Annotated in this window: 14 protein-coding genes; 7 read left to right on the top strand and 7 right to left on the bottom strand. The window is 75.0% G+C overall.

Annotated elements, in window-relative coordinates; translation table 11 throughout:
* The first annotated feature begins 12 nt into the window (after window positions 1–12).
* Both ACFVNO_RS15805 and ACFVNO_RS15800 read left to right on the top strand, forming a co-directional pair.
* Complete coding sequence (locus ACFVNO_RS15805) at window positions 13–669, top strand: NADPH-dependent FMN reductase (RefSeq protein WP_220560657.1); 657 nt, start codon at window positions 13–15, stop codon at window positions 667–669.
* On the top strand, window positions 669–2,306 hold the full coding sequence (locus ACFVNO_RS15800; protein WP_355266966.1) for an MFS transporter: 1,638 nt from the start codon (window positions 669–671) through the stop codon (window positions 2,304–2,306). The genes ACFVNO_RS15805 and ACFVNO_RS15800 overlap by 1 nt, the downstream gene beginning before the upstream one ends.
* A 71-nt stretch (window positions 2,307–2,377) precedes the next feature.
* Here the strand turns inward: ACFVNO_RS15800 and ACFVNO_RS15795 are convergent, their stop codons facing one another.
* Window positions 2,378–3,481, bottom strand: a complete 1,104-nt coding sequence (locus ACFVNO_RS15795; protein WP_378893167.1) for a nucleotide disphospho-sugar-binding domain-containing protein — start codon at window positions 3,479–3,481, stop codon at window positions 2,378–2,380.
* A gap of 116 nt (window positions 3,482–3,597) precedes the next feature.
* Window positions 3,598–4,998 (bottom strand): alpha-L-fucosidase, encoded by a 1,401-nt coding sequence (locus ACFVNO_RS15790; protein WP_378893164.1) that lies wholly within the window; start codon window positions 4,996–4,998, stop codon window positions 3,598–3,600.
* Between the two features lie 204 nt (window positions 4,999–5,202).
* Between ACFVNO_RS15790 and ACFVNO_RS15785 the strand changes: the two genes are divergently transcribed.
* From ACFVNO_RS15785 to ACFVNO_RS15775, 3 genes are all read left to right on the top strand, one after another.
* Window positions 5,203–8,457, top strand: coding sequence for a BTAD domain-containing putative transcriptional regulator (locus tag ACFVNO_RS15785; protein WP_378893161.1), 3,255 nt, complete (start codon window positions 5,203–5,205; stop codon window positions 8,455–8,457).
* 117 nt (window positions 8,458–8,574) lie between these two features.
* Window positions 8,575–9,501, top strand: coding sequence for a glucose-1-phosphate thymidylyltransferase RfbA (gene rfbA / locus ACFVNO_RS15780; protein WP_355266978.1), 927 nt, complete (start codon window positions 8,575–8,577; stop codon window positions 9,499–9,501).
* On the top strand, window positions 9,498–10,907 hold the full coding sequence (locus ACFVNO_RS15775) for an NDP-hexose 2,3-dehydratase family protein (protein WP_378893157.1): 1,410 nt from the start codon (window positions 9,498–9,500) through the stop codon (window positions 10,905–10,907). Before rfbA ends, ACFVNO_RS15775 begins: the two co-directional genes overlap by 4 nt.
* Window positions 10,908–10,934: 27 nt before the next feature.
* Here the strand turns inward: ACFVNO_RS15775 and ACFVNO_RS15770 are convergent, their stop codons facing one another.
* The 5 genes from ACFVNO_RS15770 to ACFVNO_RS15750 form a co-directional block, all read right to left on the bottom strand.
* Complete coding sequence (locus ACFVNO_RS15770; protein ID WP_355266984.1) at window positions 10,935–12,821, bottom strand: anthranilate synthase family protein; 1,887 nt, start codon at window positions 12,819–12,821, stop codon at window positions 10,935–10,937.
* Window positions 12,818–13,489 carry an isochorismatase family protein gene (locus ACFVNO_RS15765; RefSeq protein ID WP_378893154.1) on the bottom strand — a complete coding sequence of 224 codons (672 nt, stop codon included), beginning with the start codon at window positions 13,487–13,489 and terminating at the stop codon, window positions 12,818–12,820. The genes ACFVNO_RS15770 and ACFVNO_RS15765 overlap by 4 nt, the downstream gene beginning before the upstream one ends.
* Window positions 13,490–13,556: 67 nt before the next feature.
* Window positions 13,557–14,339 carry a 2,3-dihydro-2,3-dihydroxybenzoate dehydrogenase gene (locus tag ACFVNO_RS15760; RefSeq protein ID WP_220560667.1) on the bottom strand — a complete coding sequence of 261 codons (783 nt, stop codon included), beginning with the start codon at window positions 14,337–14,339 and terminating at the stop codon, window positions 13,557–13,559.
* 25 nt (window positions 14,340–14,364) lie between these two features.
* On the bottom strand, window positions 14,365–15,540 hold the full coding sequence (locus ACFVNO_RS15755; protein WP_378893151.1) for a 3-deoxy-7-phosphoheptulonate synthase: 1,176 nt from the start codon (window positions 15,538–15,540) through the stop codon (window positions 14,365–14,367).
* Window positions 15,541–15,599: 59 nt separating this feature from the next.
* Window positions 15,600–16,739, bottom strand: coding sequence for an IS701 family transposase (locus ACFVNO_RS15750; RefSeq protein ID WP_378893148.1), 1,140 nt, complete (start codon window positions 16,737–16,739; stop codon window positions 15,600–15,602).
* Between the two features lie 430 nt (window positions 16,740–17,169).
* On the opposite strand from ACFVNO_RS15750, the gene ispH reads away from it, so the two are divergent.
* Complete coding sequence (ispH, locus tag ACFVNO_RS15745; protein ID WP_378893145.1) at window positions 17,170–18,120, top strand: 4-hydroxy-3-methylbut-2-enyl diphosphate reductase; 951 nt, start codon at window positions 17,170–17,172, stop codon at window positions 18,118–18,120.
* 28 nt (window positions 18,121–18,148) lie between these two features.
* Complete coding sequence (locus tag ACFVNO_RS15740; RefSeq protein ID WP_355266999.1) at window positions 18,149–19,195, top strand: polyprenyl synthetase family protein; 1,047 nt, start codon at window positions 18,149–18,151, stop codon at window positions 19,193–19,195.
* Window positions 19,196–19,223: the final 28 nt, after the last annotated feature.

Below are 19,223 nucleotides of genomic sequence, written 5' to 3'. Positions count from 1 at the left end.
TGAGGAGTCGGGATGGGCAGTGCATCGCGGTTGGTGATCATCATCGGCAGCACACGCAAGGGGCGTGTGGGGCCGGTGGTCGCCGAGTGGTTCGCCGAGCGGGCCCGCCACCACGGGTTCTTCGACGTCGACGTGATCGACCTCGCCCAGGCGTGGCTGCCCGACATCCTGATCACGGACCGGGCGGAGGAGCCCCCGCAGGCCGTGCGCGACCTCAAGGGGTGGCTGCGCGCCGCGGACGCCTTCGCGATCGTCACACCCGAGCACAACAACGGGTACCCGGCCGCCCTGAAGAACGCCATCGACTGGTGCGTCGTGGAGTGGCGGACCAAACCGGTCGGCTACGTCTCCTACGGCGGCGCCGCCGGCGGCCTGCGCGCGGTCCAGGCCCTGCAACCGGTCCTCACGGAACTGGGGGCGGTGAACGTCCGCGAGACGGTCAGCCTGCCCCACTACCCGGAGCGCTACGACGGCGGGCCGGTCTTCACGGTGCTGCCGGAGCACGACGCGCACTCCCTGGCCCTGCTCGACTGCCTCGCCTGGTGGGCCCGCACCCTCCAGGACGGCAGGGAGCGCGCACCCTACCCCGGCGAGCCGGGGTCCCCCGGTCCGAGCGCGGAGGACCCCGCGCCCCCGGACCGACCGCACCACGAGGAACGGAGAAAGTGATGTCCCCAGCGGAACCCGGCGCGCCCGTACGCGCCACCCCGAGGCAATGGGCGGGCCTGATCGTCCTGGCCCTGCCCACCATGCTGCTCTCGCTGGATCTCACCGTGCTCTACATGGCTATCCCGCACCTGGGGGCCGACCTGGGGGCGAGCACCACCGAGCTGCTGTGGATCATGGACATCTACGGGTTCATGGTCGCCGGCTTCCTCATCACCATGGGGACCTTCGGCGACCGCATCGGCCGGCGGCGCCTGCTGTTGATCGGCGCGGTGGCCTTCGGCGCGGCCTCGGTGATCGCTGCGTTCTCCAACAGCACGGAGATGCTCATCGCCGCCCGCGTGCTCCTGGGGATCGCCGGAGCGATGCTCATGCCGCCGACACTGGCCCTGATCACGGTCATGTTCAAGGACCCCAAGCAGAGGTCGATGGCGGTGGCCGTCTGGCTCATGTCCTTCACGGTGGGAGGCGTCCTCGGCCCGGCCGTGGGCGGCCTCCTCCTGGAGTTCTTCTGGTGGGGGTCGGTGTTCCTGCTGGCCGTCCCGGTCATGGCCGTCCTCCTGGTCGCGGGCCCGTTCCTGCTGCCGGAGTACCGGGACTCCTCGGCCGGGCGCATGGACCTGGTGAGCGTGGCCCTCTCGCTGGCGGCCATCCTGCCCGTCGTCTACGGCATGAAGGAGATCGCCGCCGACGCGGCGGTGCGGGCGGTGCCGCTCCTCGCCCTGGCCGTGGGCCTGGCCGCGGGCGTGCTCTTCGTGTACCGCCAGCGCAGGATCGCCCACCCGCTGCTGGACCTGAGCCTTTTCTCCAGCCGCACGTTCACCGGCGCCCTCCTGGCGCTGCTGCTCGGCCAGGTGGTGTTCTACTCCTTCACCTACCACTTCACCCAGTTCATGCAGCTGGTCCAGGGGCTGTCGCCGTTCGCGGCGGGCCTGTGGTTCATCCCCCTGGGCATCGCCAGCGTCGTCGGCGCGACCGCCGCCCCGATCCTCGCGGCGAAGTACCCGCCGGCCACGGTCATCGGCGCGGGGCTGGCGCTGTGCGCGCTGGGGTTCGGCGCGATGGCCTTCGTCGGCCCGGCCTCCGGCCTGGTCCTGTTCATGACCGGCGCGGTCGTCGGGATCCTGGGCGCCCAGCCGCTGCTGGCGCTGAGCACCGACATGGTGGTCAGCTCCGCGCCCCCGGAACGGACCGGCACGGCGTCGGGCATGTCGGAGACCGGTGCGGAGTTCGGCGCGGCCATGGGCATCGCCACGTTCGGCTCGCTGGGCGCCGCCATCTACGCCTCGCGCGTGGGCGGCCTGCTGCCGGAGGGCCTGTCGGCCGAGGAGGCCGAGAGCGCCCAGGGGAGCTTCGCCGGCCTGATCGGCGTCGTCGAGGGCCTGTCCGGCCCGCTCGCCGACCAGGTGCTGGCCGCGGGCCGCGAGGCGTTCATGAGCGGCATGAACGCCGTGATGCTCGTCAGCGCGCTGCTCATGCTGGGCACCGCCGGCATGGTGGTGGTCCTGCTGCGCCACCTGCCCCCGATCGGACACGAGGACGGCGCCGCGGAGGAGGACTCCGGCGAGGGCGGTGCCGCCGGGGACGCGGCGGCCGCGGAGCCGGACCGCCGCGGTGACGACGTCCCGACCCAGGGCTGACGGCAGGCCCCGTGCCGGGGGCGGTGCGGGGACCGGGACACGACCCCCGGTCCCCGCGCCGCCCCGAGCGGTCAGCCGACCAGGCGCTCCAGCCGCTCCACCATGGCCGCCGGGCCCGGCTGCGCGGCGTTCTCCGCGGCCAGCTCCCGTGCCCGGGCGCGGTAGGAGGGGGAATCCAGCAGCGTCGAGCACGCCCGGGCGATGTCCTCCACCTCCTGGCGGTCCGGGTCGAGCATGATCGCCGCACCGGCGTCGGCGATGCGGCGCATCTCCACCGCCGACACGTCCTGGATGACGATGAGCTGGGGGACGCCGCAGGCCATCGAGGTCATGTCGGTGGCGCCGCCGCCGTGGTGGACGATGACGTCGCAGGTCGGGGCGAGCACGTCCAGGGGGACCCAGCCCGCGCGCACCTGCGGATCGCTCTCGCGCACCTGCTCGGCCACCGGCTCGGGGGCCGCGACCACCACCTCCACCCCCAGCGCGCCGATGGCGCGCGCCGTCCGCGCCAGCCGGTCGCCCTGGAACACCCGGCTGCCGCCGGTGATCGCGACCCGCGGGCGGTCGGCCCGGGTGTACATCCACGGTTCGAGGTGCCGCTGCGGGTTCGCCGGGACGAAGCGCATCGTCACCGACTCCGGCGCGCCCTCCGGGCGCAGGCTCGGCGGGCAGACGTCGATGTGCAGGTCGGGCCCGGGGAGCCGGTCCAGGCCCAGCCCGTCCAGGACCGGGCGCAGCACCTCCATCGCCCCGGGGTGGTAGATGGAGGCGTCGCCGCGGTCCCACTCCAGCATCACCCAGGGGACCGAGAGCCGCTGGGCCAGGAGCGCGGCCCCGTAGTACATCGGGCTGCCGACCACGAGGTCCGGCCGCCAGTGCTCGGCCATCTTCACCAGGGGGTCCAGGGATTCGACGCCGATCTCGGCGTACACCCGCCCGGCGGCCCGCGCCGCCCCCTCGGGGTCGGCGGGCATGCCGGCCATGAACGCCATGACGTCGTCCAGGTCGATCGGGGAGGTGCGCACCGCGGGCAGGCCCACGGACACGATGTCCGGGATCACCCACTGGATGCCGGCCATGAACACCTCGTGCCCCGCGTTGCGCACGGCCGTGGCCAGGGCCGCGTGGGTGTAGACGGTCGCCGGACTGTTGCCGGGGATGAACAGCGCCTTCATCGGTTCTGCCTTTCTCGTGGAACCAAGGGGCGGACCCGGTCCCGGGGTCCGCGGAATCGAAGGGGAGGCGGCCGCCGTCGCGCCCGCCCGGGACCGGGTCCGCCCGGTCGCGGGGGTCACACCGGGGAGACCCCGTCCACGGGGCCGATCCGCACGGCGAGGGCGGGCTGCTCGGGCGGGGCCTCGCGCAGCCGGACGGTCGTCCCGTGTGGCGAGGGCCGCCAGTCCAGGGGCCCGGAGCCGTCCAGGGCGGTCACCTCGGAGCCGGGTTCCAGGAGCAGGTCCAGCCCCAGGTCGGCGGTGCGCGGCGTGCCCAGGACGATCGCGTTGAGGTGCCGGCCGGTGCGGGTGTACCGCACCTGGAGCCCCTCGTCGGTCGTCCCGTGCACCCTGGTCCAGGGGCGGGTGCCGCGGACGGCCTCCCCGTACACGTCCATCCAGGCGCCCAGCTCCAGCAGCCGCCGGGACTGGGACCAGGGGACGGCGCCCGCCCCGGTGGGGCCGACGTTGACGAGCAGGGAGCCGCCCCGGGCGACGACGTCGGCCAGCACGTGGACGAGGTGCACGGGGTCGATGTGGTCGGAGTCGCGCTCCTCGGCGTTGTAGAAGTAGCTGCCGCTCAGCGGCCGCACCGCCTGCCAGCGGCCCCGCTCCGGGGGCGCGACCCCGGGTTCGCACGTCGCGTACCCGGCGTGGAGGTCGCCCCGGCCCTGGGCGGCGATGTCGAACCTGTCGTTGACCAGGCCGTGGGGGACCCTGTCGTGGTACCACTCGAACAGGGCCGGCAGGTCGAGGCCGGGAGGGGAGACCCCGTAGTCGTTCCACAGGGTGCACGGGCGGTACCGGCGGACCAGCTCCTTCCAGTGCCCGAGGAACAGGTCGCGGTAGTCCTCACCCCGGGGCAGGGCGGCCAGGGCCGACGCGAGGTCGGAGACGGGCGCCTGGGAGAAGGAGAAGTCCCAGGCGCTGTAGTAGACGCCGAACTCCATGCCGCGGCCGCGCACCTCCTCCGCCAGCTCTCCCACGACGTCGCGCGGCGACGACCAGGCCGTGCCCCGCGGGTGGGGGTGCTCGCTGGGCCACATCAGGAAGCCGTCCTCGGCCTTGGCGCTGAACACCACGTACCCGGCGCCCGAGCGCTCGAACAGCTCGCCCCACGGGCGCGGGTCCCAGCGGGGGACGACCTCGTCGCGCAGGCGCTCCACGAAGGCGGAGTAGGGCAGGTCGCCGTACCGCTCCCGGTGGTGGCGCCCGACGGCGCTCCCCGGGAGCGCCAGGGCGTTCTGGTACATGCCCGCGTCCCCGTCGGTCCGCCACCACGCGGGGACGTCCGCGCGCTCGACCACGCCCATGTCCGCCACCGGGTCGGGGAGCAGGGACCGCCGTACCGGGGCGTAGGCCGGGATCGAGGCCGCCCCCCAGTGGACGAGGATCCCGAGTTTGGCCTCGTCGAACCAGGAGGGGTGCCGCAGGGCGTCACCCCGTCCCGTCGTGCCGGTGTCCGCGGATTCGTGCATGGACGGCCTCCCGAAGTCTCACCGGGGGAGTGTAGGGTTCCCCGGCCCCCCGGAACCGGCGCGGTTCCAGGGGTTTGTCACCTCCGCCGCCGTCGCTCCCCGGCTATATAGTGAGCCCCGTTCCGCGGACCCCCGCGGACCGGCGGGGACCGCGCACCGGCCGGGCACCGGGGGCGGAGAAGGGGAAGGGGACGGGGGACGACGATGCGATTCCGCCTTCTCGGGCCGCTGGCCGTGGAGACGACGGACGGCCGCCCCGTCCAGGTGCCCGAACTCAAGGTCCGCAGGCTCCTGGCCGTACTGCTCACCGGTGAGGGGCGGGCGATCCCCGCCGACCGGCTCATCGACGAACTGTGGGGGGACACCCCGCCCGCCCGGCCGCTCCCGGCCCTGCGGGCCAAGGTGTCCCAGCTCCGCCGGGCCTTCGACGAGGCCGAGCCCGGCGGCCGGGACCTCGTCGTGTCCATGGCCTCCGGCTACCGGCTCGCCGTCGGACCCGACGACACCGACACCGACCGGTTCCGCCAGCTCATGGAGCGGGCCCGCGCCACCGGCGAGCCCCGCATGCGGTCCGTCCTGCTCTCCGACGCCCTCGCCCTGTGGCGGGGCCCGGCGCTCGCCGACTTCGCCGACGAGCCCTTCGCCCGGCCGGTGGTCGCCAACCTGGAGGAGCAGCGCCTGTCGGCGCTGGAGGAGCACGCGCAGACCCGCCTGGACCTGGGCGAGCACCACCGGCTCATCGGGGACCTGGCCGCGCTCGTGGACGAGCACCCCCTGCGCGAGCGCGCCCGCGCCCTCCACATGCTCGCCCTGTACCGGTCCGGCCGGGGCTCCGAGGCGCTGGAGAGCTATGCCGACGTGGACCGCCTCCTGCGCGAGGAACTGGGGCTGGACCCGGGGGTCGAACTCGTCACCCTGCACCAGAGGATCCTCACCCAGGACCCCGCCCTCCTGCCGTCGGACGCCCGTTCCGACACCCCTCGGCGCAGGTCCAACCTGACGGCACCGGTCAGCGACCTGATCGGACGCGCGGACCTGATCGAGCGCCTGCGCGAGGTGGTCCGTGCCGAGCGCCTGGTCACCCTCACCGGCCCCGGGGGGATCGGCAAGTCCCGCCTCGCGCTCGAACTCGCGCGGAGCATGGTCGACGTCTTCCCCGCCGGGGTCTGGTCGGTGGAGGCCGAGGCGGGCCGGTCCGCGAACCCCGGCGGGGAGTCCCCCGCCGCCCGGGTCGTCCAGGCCATCGCCGACTCCCTCGAACTGCGCGACCCGCTCCCGGCCGGTGCGGGCGAGGACCTGTTCCACCGGGTGGCCGACGCCCTGCGCCCGTCCCGCGCCCTGCTGGTCCTGGACGGCTGCGAGCGCGTCCTGGACGGGGTCGCCGACCTGGTCGAGCGCCTGTTGGGCGAGGTCCCCGAACTGCACGTCCTCACCACCAGCCAGGAGCCCCTGGGCATCGTCGGCGAGTGGCTGCACGTCGTCCCCCCGCTGGAGGTGCCCGACCCCGGCACGGACGCGGCGGCCGCGCGCACCGCCGGGGCGGTCGAGCTGTTCGTCCGCCGCGCCGCCGCCTCCTCGCCCGGGTTCGAGCTGACCGACGACAACGTCGGCCCGGTGACCGCCATCTGCCACCGCCTCGACGGGGTCCCCCTGGCCCTGGAACTGGCCGCCACGCGCGTACGCGGCCTGGGGGTGCACATGGTCGCCGAACGGCTGGACGACCGCTTCCGGCTGCTCACCGGAAGCCCCCGCCGCACCCCGGCCCGGCAGCGCACCCTGCGCGCCACCATGGACTGGAGCTGGGACCTGCTCTCGGCCGCCGAGCGCCGGGTGCTGCGCCGCCTGGCCGTGCACGCCGACGGGTGCGCGCTGGCCGGCGCCGAGGCCGTCTGCGCGGGCCCGGACGTGCCGGCGGACGAGGTCGTGGACGTCCTGGGACGGCTGATCTCCCGCTCCCTGGTCGTCATGACGGAGGAGGAGACCGGGCCGCGGTACCGCCTCCTGGAGTCGGTCGCCCTCTACTGCGACGAGCGCCTGGCCGAGGCCGGGGAGGACGGGGAGGTCGCCGCCCGGCACGCCCGGTACTACACCGAGCTGGCCGAACGCGCCTCCTCCTTCCTGTACGGACCCGAGCAGCGCACCTGGCTGCGCCGCCTGGACACCGAGACCGCGAACCTGAGGCTCGCCCTGGACACGGCCCGGCTCACCGGCGAGGGCGACCTGCTCCTGCGCCTGGTCCGGGCCCAGCTCTGGTACTGGTACCTGCGCGGCCGGATCCAGGAGTGCCGCAGGGCCCTGGACGCCGTCCTGTCCGGGCCGGGGCCGCTGCCGCCGGGCGTGCGGGAGCGCATGTCGGTGTGGGCGGACGGCCTGGCGGTGCTCTCCGGCGCCGGACCCGAACCGGCCGCGCTCGTCCACGAGAGCCTCGCGGCGTGCGAACGGGTCTCCGGCCCCGTGGACGCGGCCCGGGCCCGCTGGTTCGTCTCCATCGTGCTGTTCACGGTGGGCGAGAACGGACTGGGCGCCGAACTGGTGGAGCCTGCGCTGGTCGACTTCCGCGCGCACGGCGACCGCTGGGGCGCCGCGGCCGTCCTGGCCCAGCGCACCTGGTTCTCCCTGGTGGCCGGGGACTACACAGCGGCCGCCCGCGACGGCGAGCAGAGCATGGCGCTGTTCACGGAGCTGGGCGACCGCTGGGGGCAGGTCCAGGCGGGCGACGCCCTGGCGACCCTGGCCGAGGCCCTGGGCGACCACGCCTCGGCCGAGCGCCGCCACCGCGAGGGGCTGCGCGTGGCGGAGGAGCTGGGGCTGTGGCACGACGTCTCGTGGAAGCTCTCCGGGCTGGGGCGGGCCGCCCTGCTCACCGGGGACCACGCCGCGGCGCGCGAGTACCACCTGCGCGCGGTGCGCGTGGCGGAGGAGCACTCGGACCGGGCCGGGCTGATCTACGCGGAGATCGGACTGGCCCTGGGCGCCCGCCGGGAGGGGGCGCTGGACGAGGCGGAGCACCGCCTGAGCGGACTCCACCGGCGGCTGGACGGCCAGGGCGGGGTCGTGCTCGCGCAGGTCCTGAGCGAATGGGGCTTCGTCGCCGAGGCGCGCGGCGACGCCGGCACCGCGCTGCGCCGCCACCGGGAGGGCTGGGCGGTGGCCCGCCGGGAGGGGGACCCCCGGGCGATGGCGTCCGCGCTGGAGGGGATGGCCGCCGCCTGCGCCCTCGCGGGCCGGCACGCGCACACCGCCCGGCTGCTCGGCGCGGCCCGGGCCCTCCGCGAGGGGCTGGGCGTCGCGCCGCCCGCCGCCGAGCGCGCCGACGCCGACCGGGCCGGACAGGCCGCGGTCGCCGCCCTGGGGGCGGACGCCGTGGAGCGGGAGATGGGCGCGGGCGCGGAGTCCGACCCCGAGGACCTGGTCGCGCGGTCCGTGTCCTCCGGGGCCCCGGGGGACGCCGCGCGCTGAGCGGGGCCCGCGAGGTGACATACCCGGCCCGGCGCGTTGGCCGCCCCGCGCCCCGGTGCACCACGATCGGTTCCGTCCGGGTCCCCGGGGCCCACGTCGAGCACTCGGAGGTCGTCGGTGAAGGGGATCATCCTCGCGGGCGGCAGCGGAACACGGCTGCACCCGATCACCAAGGGAGTCTCCAAGCAGCTCCTGCCGGTGTACGACAAACCGATGATCTACTACCCGCTGTCGGTGCTGATGCTGACCGGCCTGCGGGAGATCCTGATCATCTCCACCCCCGAGGACCTGCCGGGGTTCCGGCGCCTCCTGGGAGACGGCTCCGACCTGGGACTGAGCCTGGACTACGCGGAGCAGAAGCACCCGCGCGGGCTGCCCGACGCCTTCCTCATCGGGGCGCGGCACGTGGGGGCGGACCGGGTCGCGCTCATCCTCGGCGACAACATCTTCCACGGCTGGGGCCTCTCCGACCTGCTGGTGGAGCAGGCGGCGGCGGTGGACGGCTGCACGCTGTTCGGCTACCGCGTCTCCGACCCCGAACGCTACGGGGTCGGGGAGACCGACGCCTCGGGGCGGCTGGTCTCCCTGGAGGAGAAGCCGAGCCGCCCGCGGTCCAACCGGGCGATCACCGGCCTGTACTTCTACGACAACGACGTGCTGGAGATCGCTCGCGACCTGCGGCCCTCGGCGCGCGGGGAGCTGGAGATCACCGACGTCAACCGCGCCTACCTGGAGCAGGGGCGCGCCCGCCTGGTCGAGCTCGGCCGCGGGTTCGCCTGGCTGGACACCGGCACCCACGACGCCCTCCTCCAGGCGGGCGAGTTCGTGCGCATCCTGGAACAGCGCCAGGGCGTCCGGATCGCCTGCGTGGAGGAGGTCGCCCTGCGGATGGGGCTGATCGACGCCGGGAGCTGCCGCCGCCTGGGCGAGGCGCAGGCGACGACCGGCTACGGGCGCTACATCATGGACGTCGCCGACGAGTACGAGGCGAGCGCCCTGCCGGACGCCGAACCCGGCGCCGTGACCTGGGCGGGTGTCCGATGACGCCGCCCGGTACCGCGCCCGCCGCCCCGCGCCCGGTGGCGCCGAGGTGGCGTTCGGACCGCTCCGCCGCCGCGCGCCTGCGCCGCTCCGCGGCCGTCGTGTCGACCCCCGGGCACCCCGACGGGGTCGCCGGGGTCCTGGACTGGATCGCCGAGCGGGCCCGCTCCGGCGGCTTCGGCGTGGACCGGATCCCGTTCGACGCGATGGGGGAGTGGGGGTTCGACCCGGCGACGGGCGACCTCGTCCACCGCACCGGGCGCTTCTTCGCCGTACGCGGTCTGCGCGTGTGCTCCGGCTCCGGCCCCGCGGACGTGCGGCACCAGCCCGTCATCGACCAGCCCGAGGTCGGGGTGCTGGGCATCCTCGCCCAGGAGATCGACGGCGTCCTGCACCTCCTGATGCAGGCCAAGATGGAGCCGGGCAACCCCGACCCCGTCCAGCTGTCCCCCACCGTCCAGGCCACCCGCAGCAACCTCTCCCGGGCCCACGGCGGCCGCACGGTCCGTTACCTGGAGTACTTCCTGGACCCCGGCGAGGGCCGGGTCCTGGCCGACGTCCTGCAGTCCGAGCACGGCGACTGGTTCCTGCGCAAGAGCAACCGCAACATGATCGTGGAGGTCCCCGCCGGCCACCCGGTCCCCGAGCACCCGGACTTCCGGTGGATGAGCCTGGGCGCCCTGGGGCGGCTGCTGCGCCTGGACGGCGTCGTCAACATGGACGCCCGCAGCGTGCTGGCCTGCGCCCCCGCCCATGCCGGCGCCCCCGACGCCCTGCACACCGACACGGACCTGCGGTCGTGGTTCGTCGGCGAGCGCTCGCTGACGCCGCTGCGCGCCGACCCGGTGCCCCTGGCCGGGCTGCCCGGCTGGCAGCGCGGCGCCGACCGGATCCACCGAGAGGACGGCCTCGGCTTCGAGGTCGTCGCGGTCGGGGTCCGGGCGGGCTCGCGGGAGGTCGCCCGGTGGAGCCAGCCCCTGCTGCGCCCGGTGGGGGAGCGGGTGGCGGCCTTCCTCACCCGGCGGTTCGGGGGCGTGCCGCACCTGCTGGTGCGCGCCCGCCCCGAGGGCGGCCTGCCTGGCGGGGTCGAGCTCGGCCCGACGGTCCAGGGCGCGCCCGGGGACCCCGACCCCTTCGAGGGGCGCTCCCCCTTCCTGGACACCGTCCTGTCCGCACGCGGCGACGCGGTGCTCTACCGGGCCGTGCACACCGAGGAGGGCGGCCGGTTCCTCGACTCCCACGGCGTCTACACGGTGGTGCGCGACGACACCGCCCCGGCGGACCCGCCGCCGGGGCACCGGTGGGCCACCCCCGCCCAGCTCGGGGAGCTGCTCCGGCACGGCCACTACGTGAACGTGCAGGCGCGCACCCTGCTGTCCTGCGTCGTCACCGGCGCGGTGCGGCTGTGAGCCGGGGCCGGCGCGGCCGGCCCCGGCTCACCCCTCCAGCGCGTCCCCCACCACCCGGGAGAGGATCGCGACGCCGTCCTGCGTGAGCAGGGACTCGGCGTGGAACTGCAACGAGCCGAACCACGGCCCCCGCAGGGCGTGGACCTCCCCGGTCTCCGCGTCCCGGCTGACCTCCACGGCGCCGATGCCCGCGCACGCGACCTTGTCCTCCGCGCAGCGGGCGGCGAACGTGTTGTAGAAACCGACCCGCTCCCGCCGGCCGAACAGGTCGATCACGTGCTGGGCGCCCTGGTTGGGGACGGCCCTGGGCGCCACCTCCAGGCCCAGCTCCAGGCACAGGACCTGATGGCTCAGGCACACGGCGAGGAACGGGCGGCGGGACTCCAACAGGGTCCGCGTCGCCGCGCGCAGGCGGGCGATCTTGGGGTGGGAGGCGTCGCGCGGATCGCCCGGCCCCGGCCCCAGCACCACGAGGTCGTACCCGCCGAGGTCGACGTCCTCCGCGAACGGCCGCACGGCCACCGACGGCCCGATGGACTCCAGCTGGTGCGCCAGCATCGCGGTGAAGGTGTCCTCGGCGTCCACGACCAGGACCGACAGCCCCTCCCAGGAGCGCACGGGGGGCCGCCCCGCGCCCAGCCAGAAGTCGGACACCCGCGTGTTGCGCGCCCGGAGGGCCTCCCGGACCCGGGGGTCCTCGTTCATGCTCCGCGGCCGCCCGCCCTTGAGCGCCCCGAGCACCCCGGCCACCTTGGCGTGGGTCTCGGCGACCTCGGAAGCGGGATCGGAATGGCGCACCAGGGTCGCGCCCACGGAGACGCGGGTGCCGCCGCAGGGCGAGATCTCCGCGGTGCGGATCATGATCGCCGAGTCCAGCGTGGTCCGGCCGTGCCGGTCGCGGCCGATGAGCGCGAGCGCGCCGCTGTAGTGCCCCCGGCCCCGCCCCTCGTAGCGGGCGATGACCCGGCAGGCGTTCTCCAGCGGACTGCCGGTGACGGTCGGCGCGAACGCGGTCTCGCGCAGCACCTCCCGCGGATCCCGGTCGCACCGCCCCTCGATGAGGTACTCGGTGTGGGCGAGCCGCGCCATCTCCTTCAGGCGGGGGCCGTGCACCCGCACCCCCGCGTCGCAGATCCGGGCCATCATCTTCAGTTCCTCGTCCACCACCATGTACAGCTCGTCGGTCTCCTTGCCGTCGTCGAGGAAGCCGAGCACGCCCTCCAGGCTCGGGCCGGAGGGCGGGTAGCGGTAGGTCCCGCTGATGGGGTTCATGGTCGCCGTGCCGTCCCGCACGCTCACGTGCCGCTCGGGGGTGGCGCCGACGAAGGTGCCCTCGGGCGTGTACAGGACGAACGTCCAGTACGTGCCGGACTCGTGCTCCAGCAGCCGCCGGAACAGGGCGAGCGCGCGGGTGCGGTCGAAGCCGTCGATCCGGGTGGTGAAGGACCGCTTCAGGACGAAGTTGGCGCCCTCGCCCCGTCCGATCTCGTCGGTGACGACCCGGCGCACGGCCTCGGCGTAGGCGTCGTCGTCCACGTCGAAGGCGCCGCCCGACAGGGTGATCCCCGGGTCGGGGACGCGCTCGCACACCTCCGCCAGCGGCATCCTCCCCTGTCCGGTGACCCGGAGCGCGACCAGGGGGGCGCCGTCGTCGATGTGGTCGAAGCCGCGCTCGCGGATCTGCCGGTAGGGGACGGCCACCAGCAGGTCGTGCCGCTCCCCGCCCCCGCCGTCCGCGCGGGCCCCCTCCAGCGGCAGGTCGGCCAGGGTGTCGTGGACGGCGGTCTCGCCCGTGAGCACCTCGACCTCGCCCGGCGAGGTCTCGGGCCGGTACAGCAGTGCGAAGGCGGGCGCGTCGCCGGACAGGACCGCGGCGAACGGGTCGTGGCCGCCGTACGGCCGGGTGCCGCTCATCCGCCCACCCCCGCGCCCGCCCCGCCCGCCGGTGCCAGCGCGTCGAGCAGGCGGTCGGTCAGGGTGACCCTCCCGCAGCGCAGGGCGGTGTACTCCAGGGCCCACCGGTGGCGTTCGGCGTCGAAGTCCGCGACCGCGTCGGCCGGCAGGAACACCCGGATGTCGTTGCTGTAGGCGTCCACGGCGGTCATCAGGACGCCGACGTGCGCGTACACGCCGCACACGATGAGCTGGTCGCGTCCCAGGGCGCGCATCCTGCCCAGCAGGTCGGAGCGGTGGAAGGCGCTGTAGCGCCACTTGGTGAACATCCAGTCCTCCGGGCCCGGAGCCAGGGGCGCGACGACCTCGCGGTCCTCGGGGGAACCGGTCATCCCCGGCCCCCAGAAGTCCATCAGCAGACCGCGCTCCGGCGGGGTCATCCGGCCGGGCTGGGCGGTGTAGGCGACGGGGATCCCCAGGGAGGCGCAGCGCTCGCGCAGCCGGGTGCACTGCTCGACGAGCGTCTTGCGCAGGTCGGGGGCGTCGTCGAAGGGGCGGAGGAAGAACTTCTGCATGTCGTGGACGAGCAGGACGGCCCGGTCCGCTCGCGGCTCCCAGTCCACGAGGGGGGCCGGAAGGTCGTCGGGCCCCGGCAGAGGGTAGGAGCGGATCGGTGGGATGGTCGGCATGGTCGTCCTTCCGGTGTCGGTCGGGTGTCCTTCTCCGGCGGGCGCGCCGCCGCGCCCGGGCGGCGGTTCAGGTGCCCAGGGTGGCTCCGCCGTCGACGGTCAGGGTGTGCATGGTGATGTGCGCCGCCCGGTCGGACAGCAGGAAGAGCACCGAGTCGGCGATGTCGTCGGGGGAGGCGATCCGCCGCAGCGGGATGCCCACCCGGTACGCCTCCGGGGTGCCGTCGAGCGTGCCCCGGGGGTCGGCGCCCGAGGCCCGCCACAGGGCGCGCAGCATGGGGGTGTCGGTGGACCCCGGCGCCACGACGTTGCAGCGGACGCCGTGCCCGGCCACCTCCAGCCCCAGGCACTTGGTGAACATCTCGGCCGCGGCCTTGGACGCGGCATAGGCCGCCATCCCGGCGCGGGCGGTGCCGGCGGCGTTGGAGGCCACCGTGACGATGGAGCCGCGCGAGCGGGCGACCATGTCCCCCACGACGGCCCGGGACATGACGAACACGCCCTTGGCGTTGACGTCCAGGCTCTCGTCCCAGTCGGCCTCGGACAGGTCCCGGGCGGGGCCCGGGCGCATGATCCCGGCCGCGTTCACCAGGTGGTCCGGCGGCCCCCACCGGTCACGCACGGCCTCCACCGCCCGCCGGGCGTCGTCGGGCGAGCGCACGTCGCCCGCGACCGCGGCGACGTCCAGGCCCGCGTCGGCCAGGCTCCCGGCGACCGAGTCCAGGGCCGCGGGGTCGCGGTCGAAGACCGCCACCGCGGCCCCCCGCTCCGCTGCGCCCCGTGCCACGGCCGCGCCGATGCCGCTCGCGGCGCCGGTCACCAGCACCACTTCGTCCTTCATGTCCTGCATCGCCGTCTCCTCGCTCGGGGGGCGTTCATCGGGCGGACCAGGCCGAGGCGACGGCGACGGCCTGGTCCGGGTTGAGCCTGGGGTCGCACAGGCTGGTGTACTTGTCGGCCACGCGCTCGACGTGGCGCCGGTCGGGCACGCACTCGGTGACCGCGTCGGGGGTCGTCTCCAGGTGCAGGCCGCCGGCGGTCCCGCCGGCGGACCGGACCGCCGCCCCGAACCCCCGGACCTCGCGGACGATCGCCTCCAGGTAGCGCGTCTTGAGCCCCGACGGCGTCTTGACGGTGTTGCCGTGCATGGGGTCGGACATCCAGATGACCGGGTGGCCCGCGCCGCGCACCGCCGCGACCAGCGGCGGGAGCAGGGACCCGACGGCGTCGGCGCCCATACGGGCGATGAGCGTGAGGCGGCCCGGGGTGCGGTCCGGGTCGAGGCGTTCGCACACCCGCAGCAGCTCGCCGGGGTCCGCGGACGGGCCGACCTTGCAGGCGACGGGGTTGGCCACCCGGGCCAGCAGGTCGACGTGCGCCCCGCGCGGGTCCCGGGTGCGGTCCCCGATCCACGGCCAGTGGGTGGACGACAGGAAGAGCCGGCCGTCCGCAGCCCGGCGCAGCAGGGGGGCCTCGTAGTCGAGGAGGAGGGCCTCGTGCGCCGTCCACACCGGTGCCGCCGGCCGCGGGCGGCCCGCCCCCGGGGACCAGCCCAGGTGCCCCATCAGGGTGCGGGCGGCGTCGTACCCCGCCAGTAGGCGCGTCGGGTCCGGGGCGCGCAGCTCCGCCACGGGTTCGGGCGCGTTGACCAGGTGTCCCCGGTACACGGGCAGGAGCAGGCCGCCCACCCGCTCGAAGGGTTCGGAGCGCGGTTTGGCGAACTGGCCCGCGATGCGCGCCAGCCGGACGACCGGCCTGCCGGTGTTCTCCTCCACCACGTCCGCCAGGGCCCCGACCAGTGCCGCCTTGGCCGCGGCGTCGGTGGCCGTGCACTCGGCGGGGTCCTCGGCGCAGTCGCCGGCCACCACCATGAGGTCCTCGCCCGCCGCGACCCGCGCGAGGCGGGCGCGCAGCCGGTCGGCGTCCTCGATGCGGACCAGCGGCGGACGCCCGGCGAGTATCCGCCGGGCGGCCGGCAGCCGGGGGTCCGCGGACCAGTCGGGCTGCTGCGGGGCGGAGGGGACGGGAGGATCCTGCTGCGGGGTGTACACGGAGCGCTCCACGTGGCGGGGACGGGGGTCTGCCGGGCCGGGGGGCGGGTGTTCGCTTCTCACGGTCGGTGCGGTGCCCCCGCGCTCCCGGCCAGTTCGGCGACGGCGTAGGCGGCCGACGCCAGGGTGATGTGCCGGTGCCAGCCGTTGAAGGAACGGCCCGCGTAGTCGCGCACGCCCACGCGGTCCCCGACCGAGGCCAGGGAGCGGCCGACGCGGTCGACCAGGTCGGCGGAGCGGGGGATCGCCATCGCCGCCCGGTCCGCCGGGTAGGTGGTCAGCCACAGCTCACCGGGCCAGTCGGGGCCGCCGGGGCCCAGGCCGACCAGGGTCAGGCCCCCGCCGGGGGCGGTGCCCGCGGGGTCCGCGGACCCCGGAACCGGGCGGCCGACCCGCACCGTGGCCATCAGCGGCGGCCTGCGCACCGGGCGCGGTCCGCCGCCCGTGCCCCGGATGACCGGGCGGCGCAGTTCGCGGGAGGCGCGCATGATGCTCCCCGCGGGCAGGGTCCGGCCGTGGTGCCCGGTCAGCGCGGGCTCCTCCACCCGCAGCTCCACGTCCTCGGGCACCCGCGCCACCGCGCGCAGGCCGGCGGCGCGCAGCCGTTCGAGCGCGGGGAGGGGGTCGGCCCCGTCCAGGTCCAGGACCGCCGGCCGGACGGGCGCCCCCCAGGAGGCCACGGCCAGGCACGCCTGGGCGGCGTGCTCCGCCAGCAGGCCCGGGTCGGGCCGAGCCGGGATCCGGACGCCGCCGCAGTCCAACGCGGACCGCGGGGGCTCGGAGAGGTGGAGCCGCCACTCGACCGGCACGCTGACGCGGTCGGACGCCATCCACACGCCGATCGCCCGCTGGGCGGTGATCATCTGGCCCTCGGCGGAGGAGAAGTAGCGGCCCACCCCCACCGAGTGCCGCCCCACCTTGGGGATGGTGAGCGGGCGCACCACCCACGCGACCGGCGGCGCCGCCCGCAGCAGGTGGGCGGCCAGCGCCCGGCGGACGGGGGTCCAGTCCCAGGTGGAGTTGCAGATGAAGTGGTGCAGGCCCTGGCCGGTGGCCGAATCGCCGATCAGGGACGCCATGTTGCGGATCGACTTGCGCCCGGGGGTGGACAGCAGGCCGCGCAGGTAGTCCGACCCCTTCCTGCGCTGGTCGCTGCGGGCCAGCGAGACGAACAGCTTCTCGGTCAGGGCGCCGAGCACCCCTTCCTCGTCGGGCGGTGCGCCGGCCGGCCCCGCGGGGACGCCCGGAAGGGCCGCCGGTCGGACGCGGTGCGCCGGCCGGGGCGCCGGGACCTTGCTCTTCGGGTGTTCGATCGCTGTGTTCACACGGATTCTCCGGTCCGTTCGAGCCGGCTGTGCCTGCTTTATTCGGCGAATGGTCATCGGGTCGACGTGCTCGGACCAAAGCTAGGAGTCGGTTCCTGACATGTGAATGGCAAACAGGCGGCAATAACGTGTGGGACAGCATCTAGCCATGCATGGCTATTTCTTGCCGGTACGCCCTTCCCGGGGTTGACGGTCCCGGCGGGCGTCAGCAGAGTGAGGAACGCTGACCGTCGGGATCGGATCCGCTTCCCCGTCGGGCCCGGGTGCGAGCGGCCTCCCGCCACCGGAATCGGAAGAGGGCCAGATGTCCCAGAAAAAGAAGGTAATTCTTGCCGAGCCGCGCGGTTTCTGCGCCGGGGTCAGGCGGGCGATATCCATCATCGAACTCGCCCTGGAGCAGTACGGGGCGCCGGTGTACGTGCGTAAGGAAATCGTGCACAACCATTACGTCGTTCGCGTGCTGAAACAGCGGGGAGCGGTTTTCGTCGATTCGGAGACGGAGGTCCCCGAGGGCGCCGTCTGCGTCTTCTCCGCCCACGGCGTGTCCCCCGAGGTGCGCCGCCGCGCCGACCAGCGGAGCCTGGACGTCCTGGACGCCACCTGCCCCCTGGTCTCGAAGGTCCACCAGGAGGCCGTACGGTTCGCCCGCGACGAACGCACCCTCCTGCTCATCGGCCACGCCGACCACGAGGAGGTCGAGGGCACCTACGGGCACGCGCCCGACCGCACGATCATCGTCGAGACGGTCCAGGACGCCGAACGGCTGGGCCTGCCCGCCGACACCCCGCTGGCCTACCTCACCCAGACCACGCTGTCCGTGGACGAGACACGGGACATCATCGGCGTGCTCAAGGACCGCTTCACCGACCTGCGCGGGCCGGGCACCAGCGACATCTGCTACGCCAGCCAGAACCGGCAGGACGGGATCAAGGCGATCGCCCCGCGCAGCGACCTGGTGATGGTGGTCGGGTCCCGCAACTCCAGCAACTCGGTCCGCATGGTCGAGGTCGCCCGCGGCATGGGCGTCGACGCCCACCTGGTGCCCGACGTGGGCGAGTTCTCGTCCGACTGGCTGGAGGGCGTGAGCACCGTGGGGATCAGCGCGGGCGCCAGCGCCCCCGACATCCTGGTCGACCAGCTGCTGGAGGAGCTGGCCGGCCACGGCTTCGAACACGTGGAACTGGAGAGCGTCGCCCGGGAGGACGTCGTCTTCTCCCCGCCGGCCAAGCTCGCCCGCTCCGCGCCCACGGCGTGACCCGGCATCGAGAAGTGGAGGAATCCCCATGACGGTCCCCGCGGTCCGCACCGCCCCCCGGGCCCTGCGCACCCGGCTCCTGGCCCTGGTCGAAGAACGCCTGGACGGCCTCCTGGCCGAGGAGCACCGAAGGTGGTCGCGCGTCGACACGCGGGGCGCGGTCCCCGTCGCCGACGTCGCCGCCCTGGTCCGCGCGGGCGGCAAGCGCCTGCGCCCCTCCTTCTGCCTCACCGGCTACCTGGCCGCGGGCGGCGACCCCGGGGCCGGCACCGTCGTCGACTGCGCCGCCGCCCTGGAGCTCGTCCACGTCGGCGCGCTCATCCACGACGACGTTCTGGACGCGGCGGACACCCGCCGCGGAGCGCCCGCCGTGCACGCCCGCCGCGCCGCCGACCACGCCGCGCGCGGCTGGCACGGGGAGGCCCGCCGCTACGGGGAGGGCGTGGCGATCCTGGCCGGGGACCTCGCCGACATCCTGGCCGACCGCCTGACCGCGGACCTGCCCCCGCACTGCCGCCCCCTGTGGAACGAGCTGCTGACCGAGATCGTCATCGGCCAGCACCTGGACGTCGCCGTCGCCGCCGAGGCGGTGGTCGACCCCGACCTCTCCCGCTGGATCGCCGTGTGCAAGTCCGGCCGCTACAGCATCCACCGCCCCCTGGCCCTGGGCGCCGCACTGGCGGGCCGCCCCGACCTCGCACCCGTGTTCGAGGGCTACGGGGAGGCGCTGGGGGAGGCCTTCCAGCTCCGGGACGACATGATCGACGCCTTCGGCGACGGGGCGGTCGCCGGCAAGCCGGTCGGCCTGGACCTGGAACAGCACAAGATGACCCTGCTCCTGGCCCTGGCGGTGCGCGCCGACGACCGGGTGCGCGCCCTCGTGGAGCGCCCGGTCTGGGACGTCCCGGCCCTGCGCGACCGCCTCGACGAGATCGGGGTCGGCCACGAGATGGAGGAGCGCATCGGCACGCTCGTCGCCCGCGCGCTCGAAGCGCTGGAGGACTCCGGACTGCCCGCCCCCTGGCAGGAGGAGCTCACCGCCATGGCCTACGAGGTCGCCTACCGCGGCAGGTGACCCGCACCCTTCCACCACCACGGCCGTG

This window comes from Nocardiopsis sp. NPDC057823, from assembly GCF_042797335.1.
Taxonomy (GTDB): Bacteria; Actinomycetota; Actinomycetes; order Streptosporangiales; family Streptosporangiaceae; genus Nocardiopsis; species Nocardiopsis changdeensis.
The sequence above is the reverse complement of the archived record's forward strand: the minus strand, read 5'-3'. Positions and strand labels throughout refer to the sequence as shown.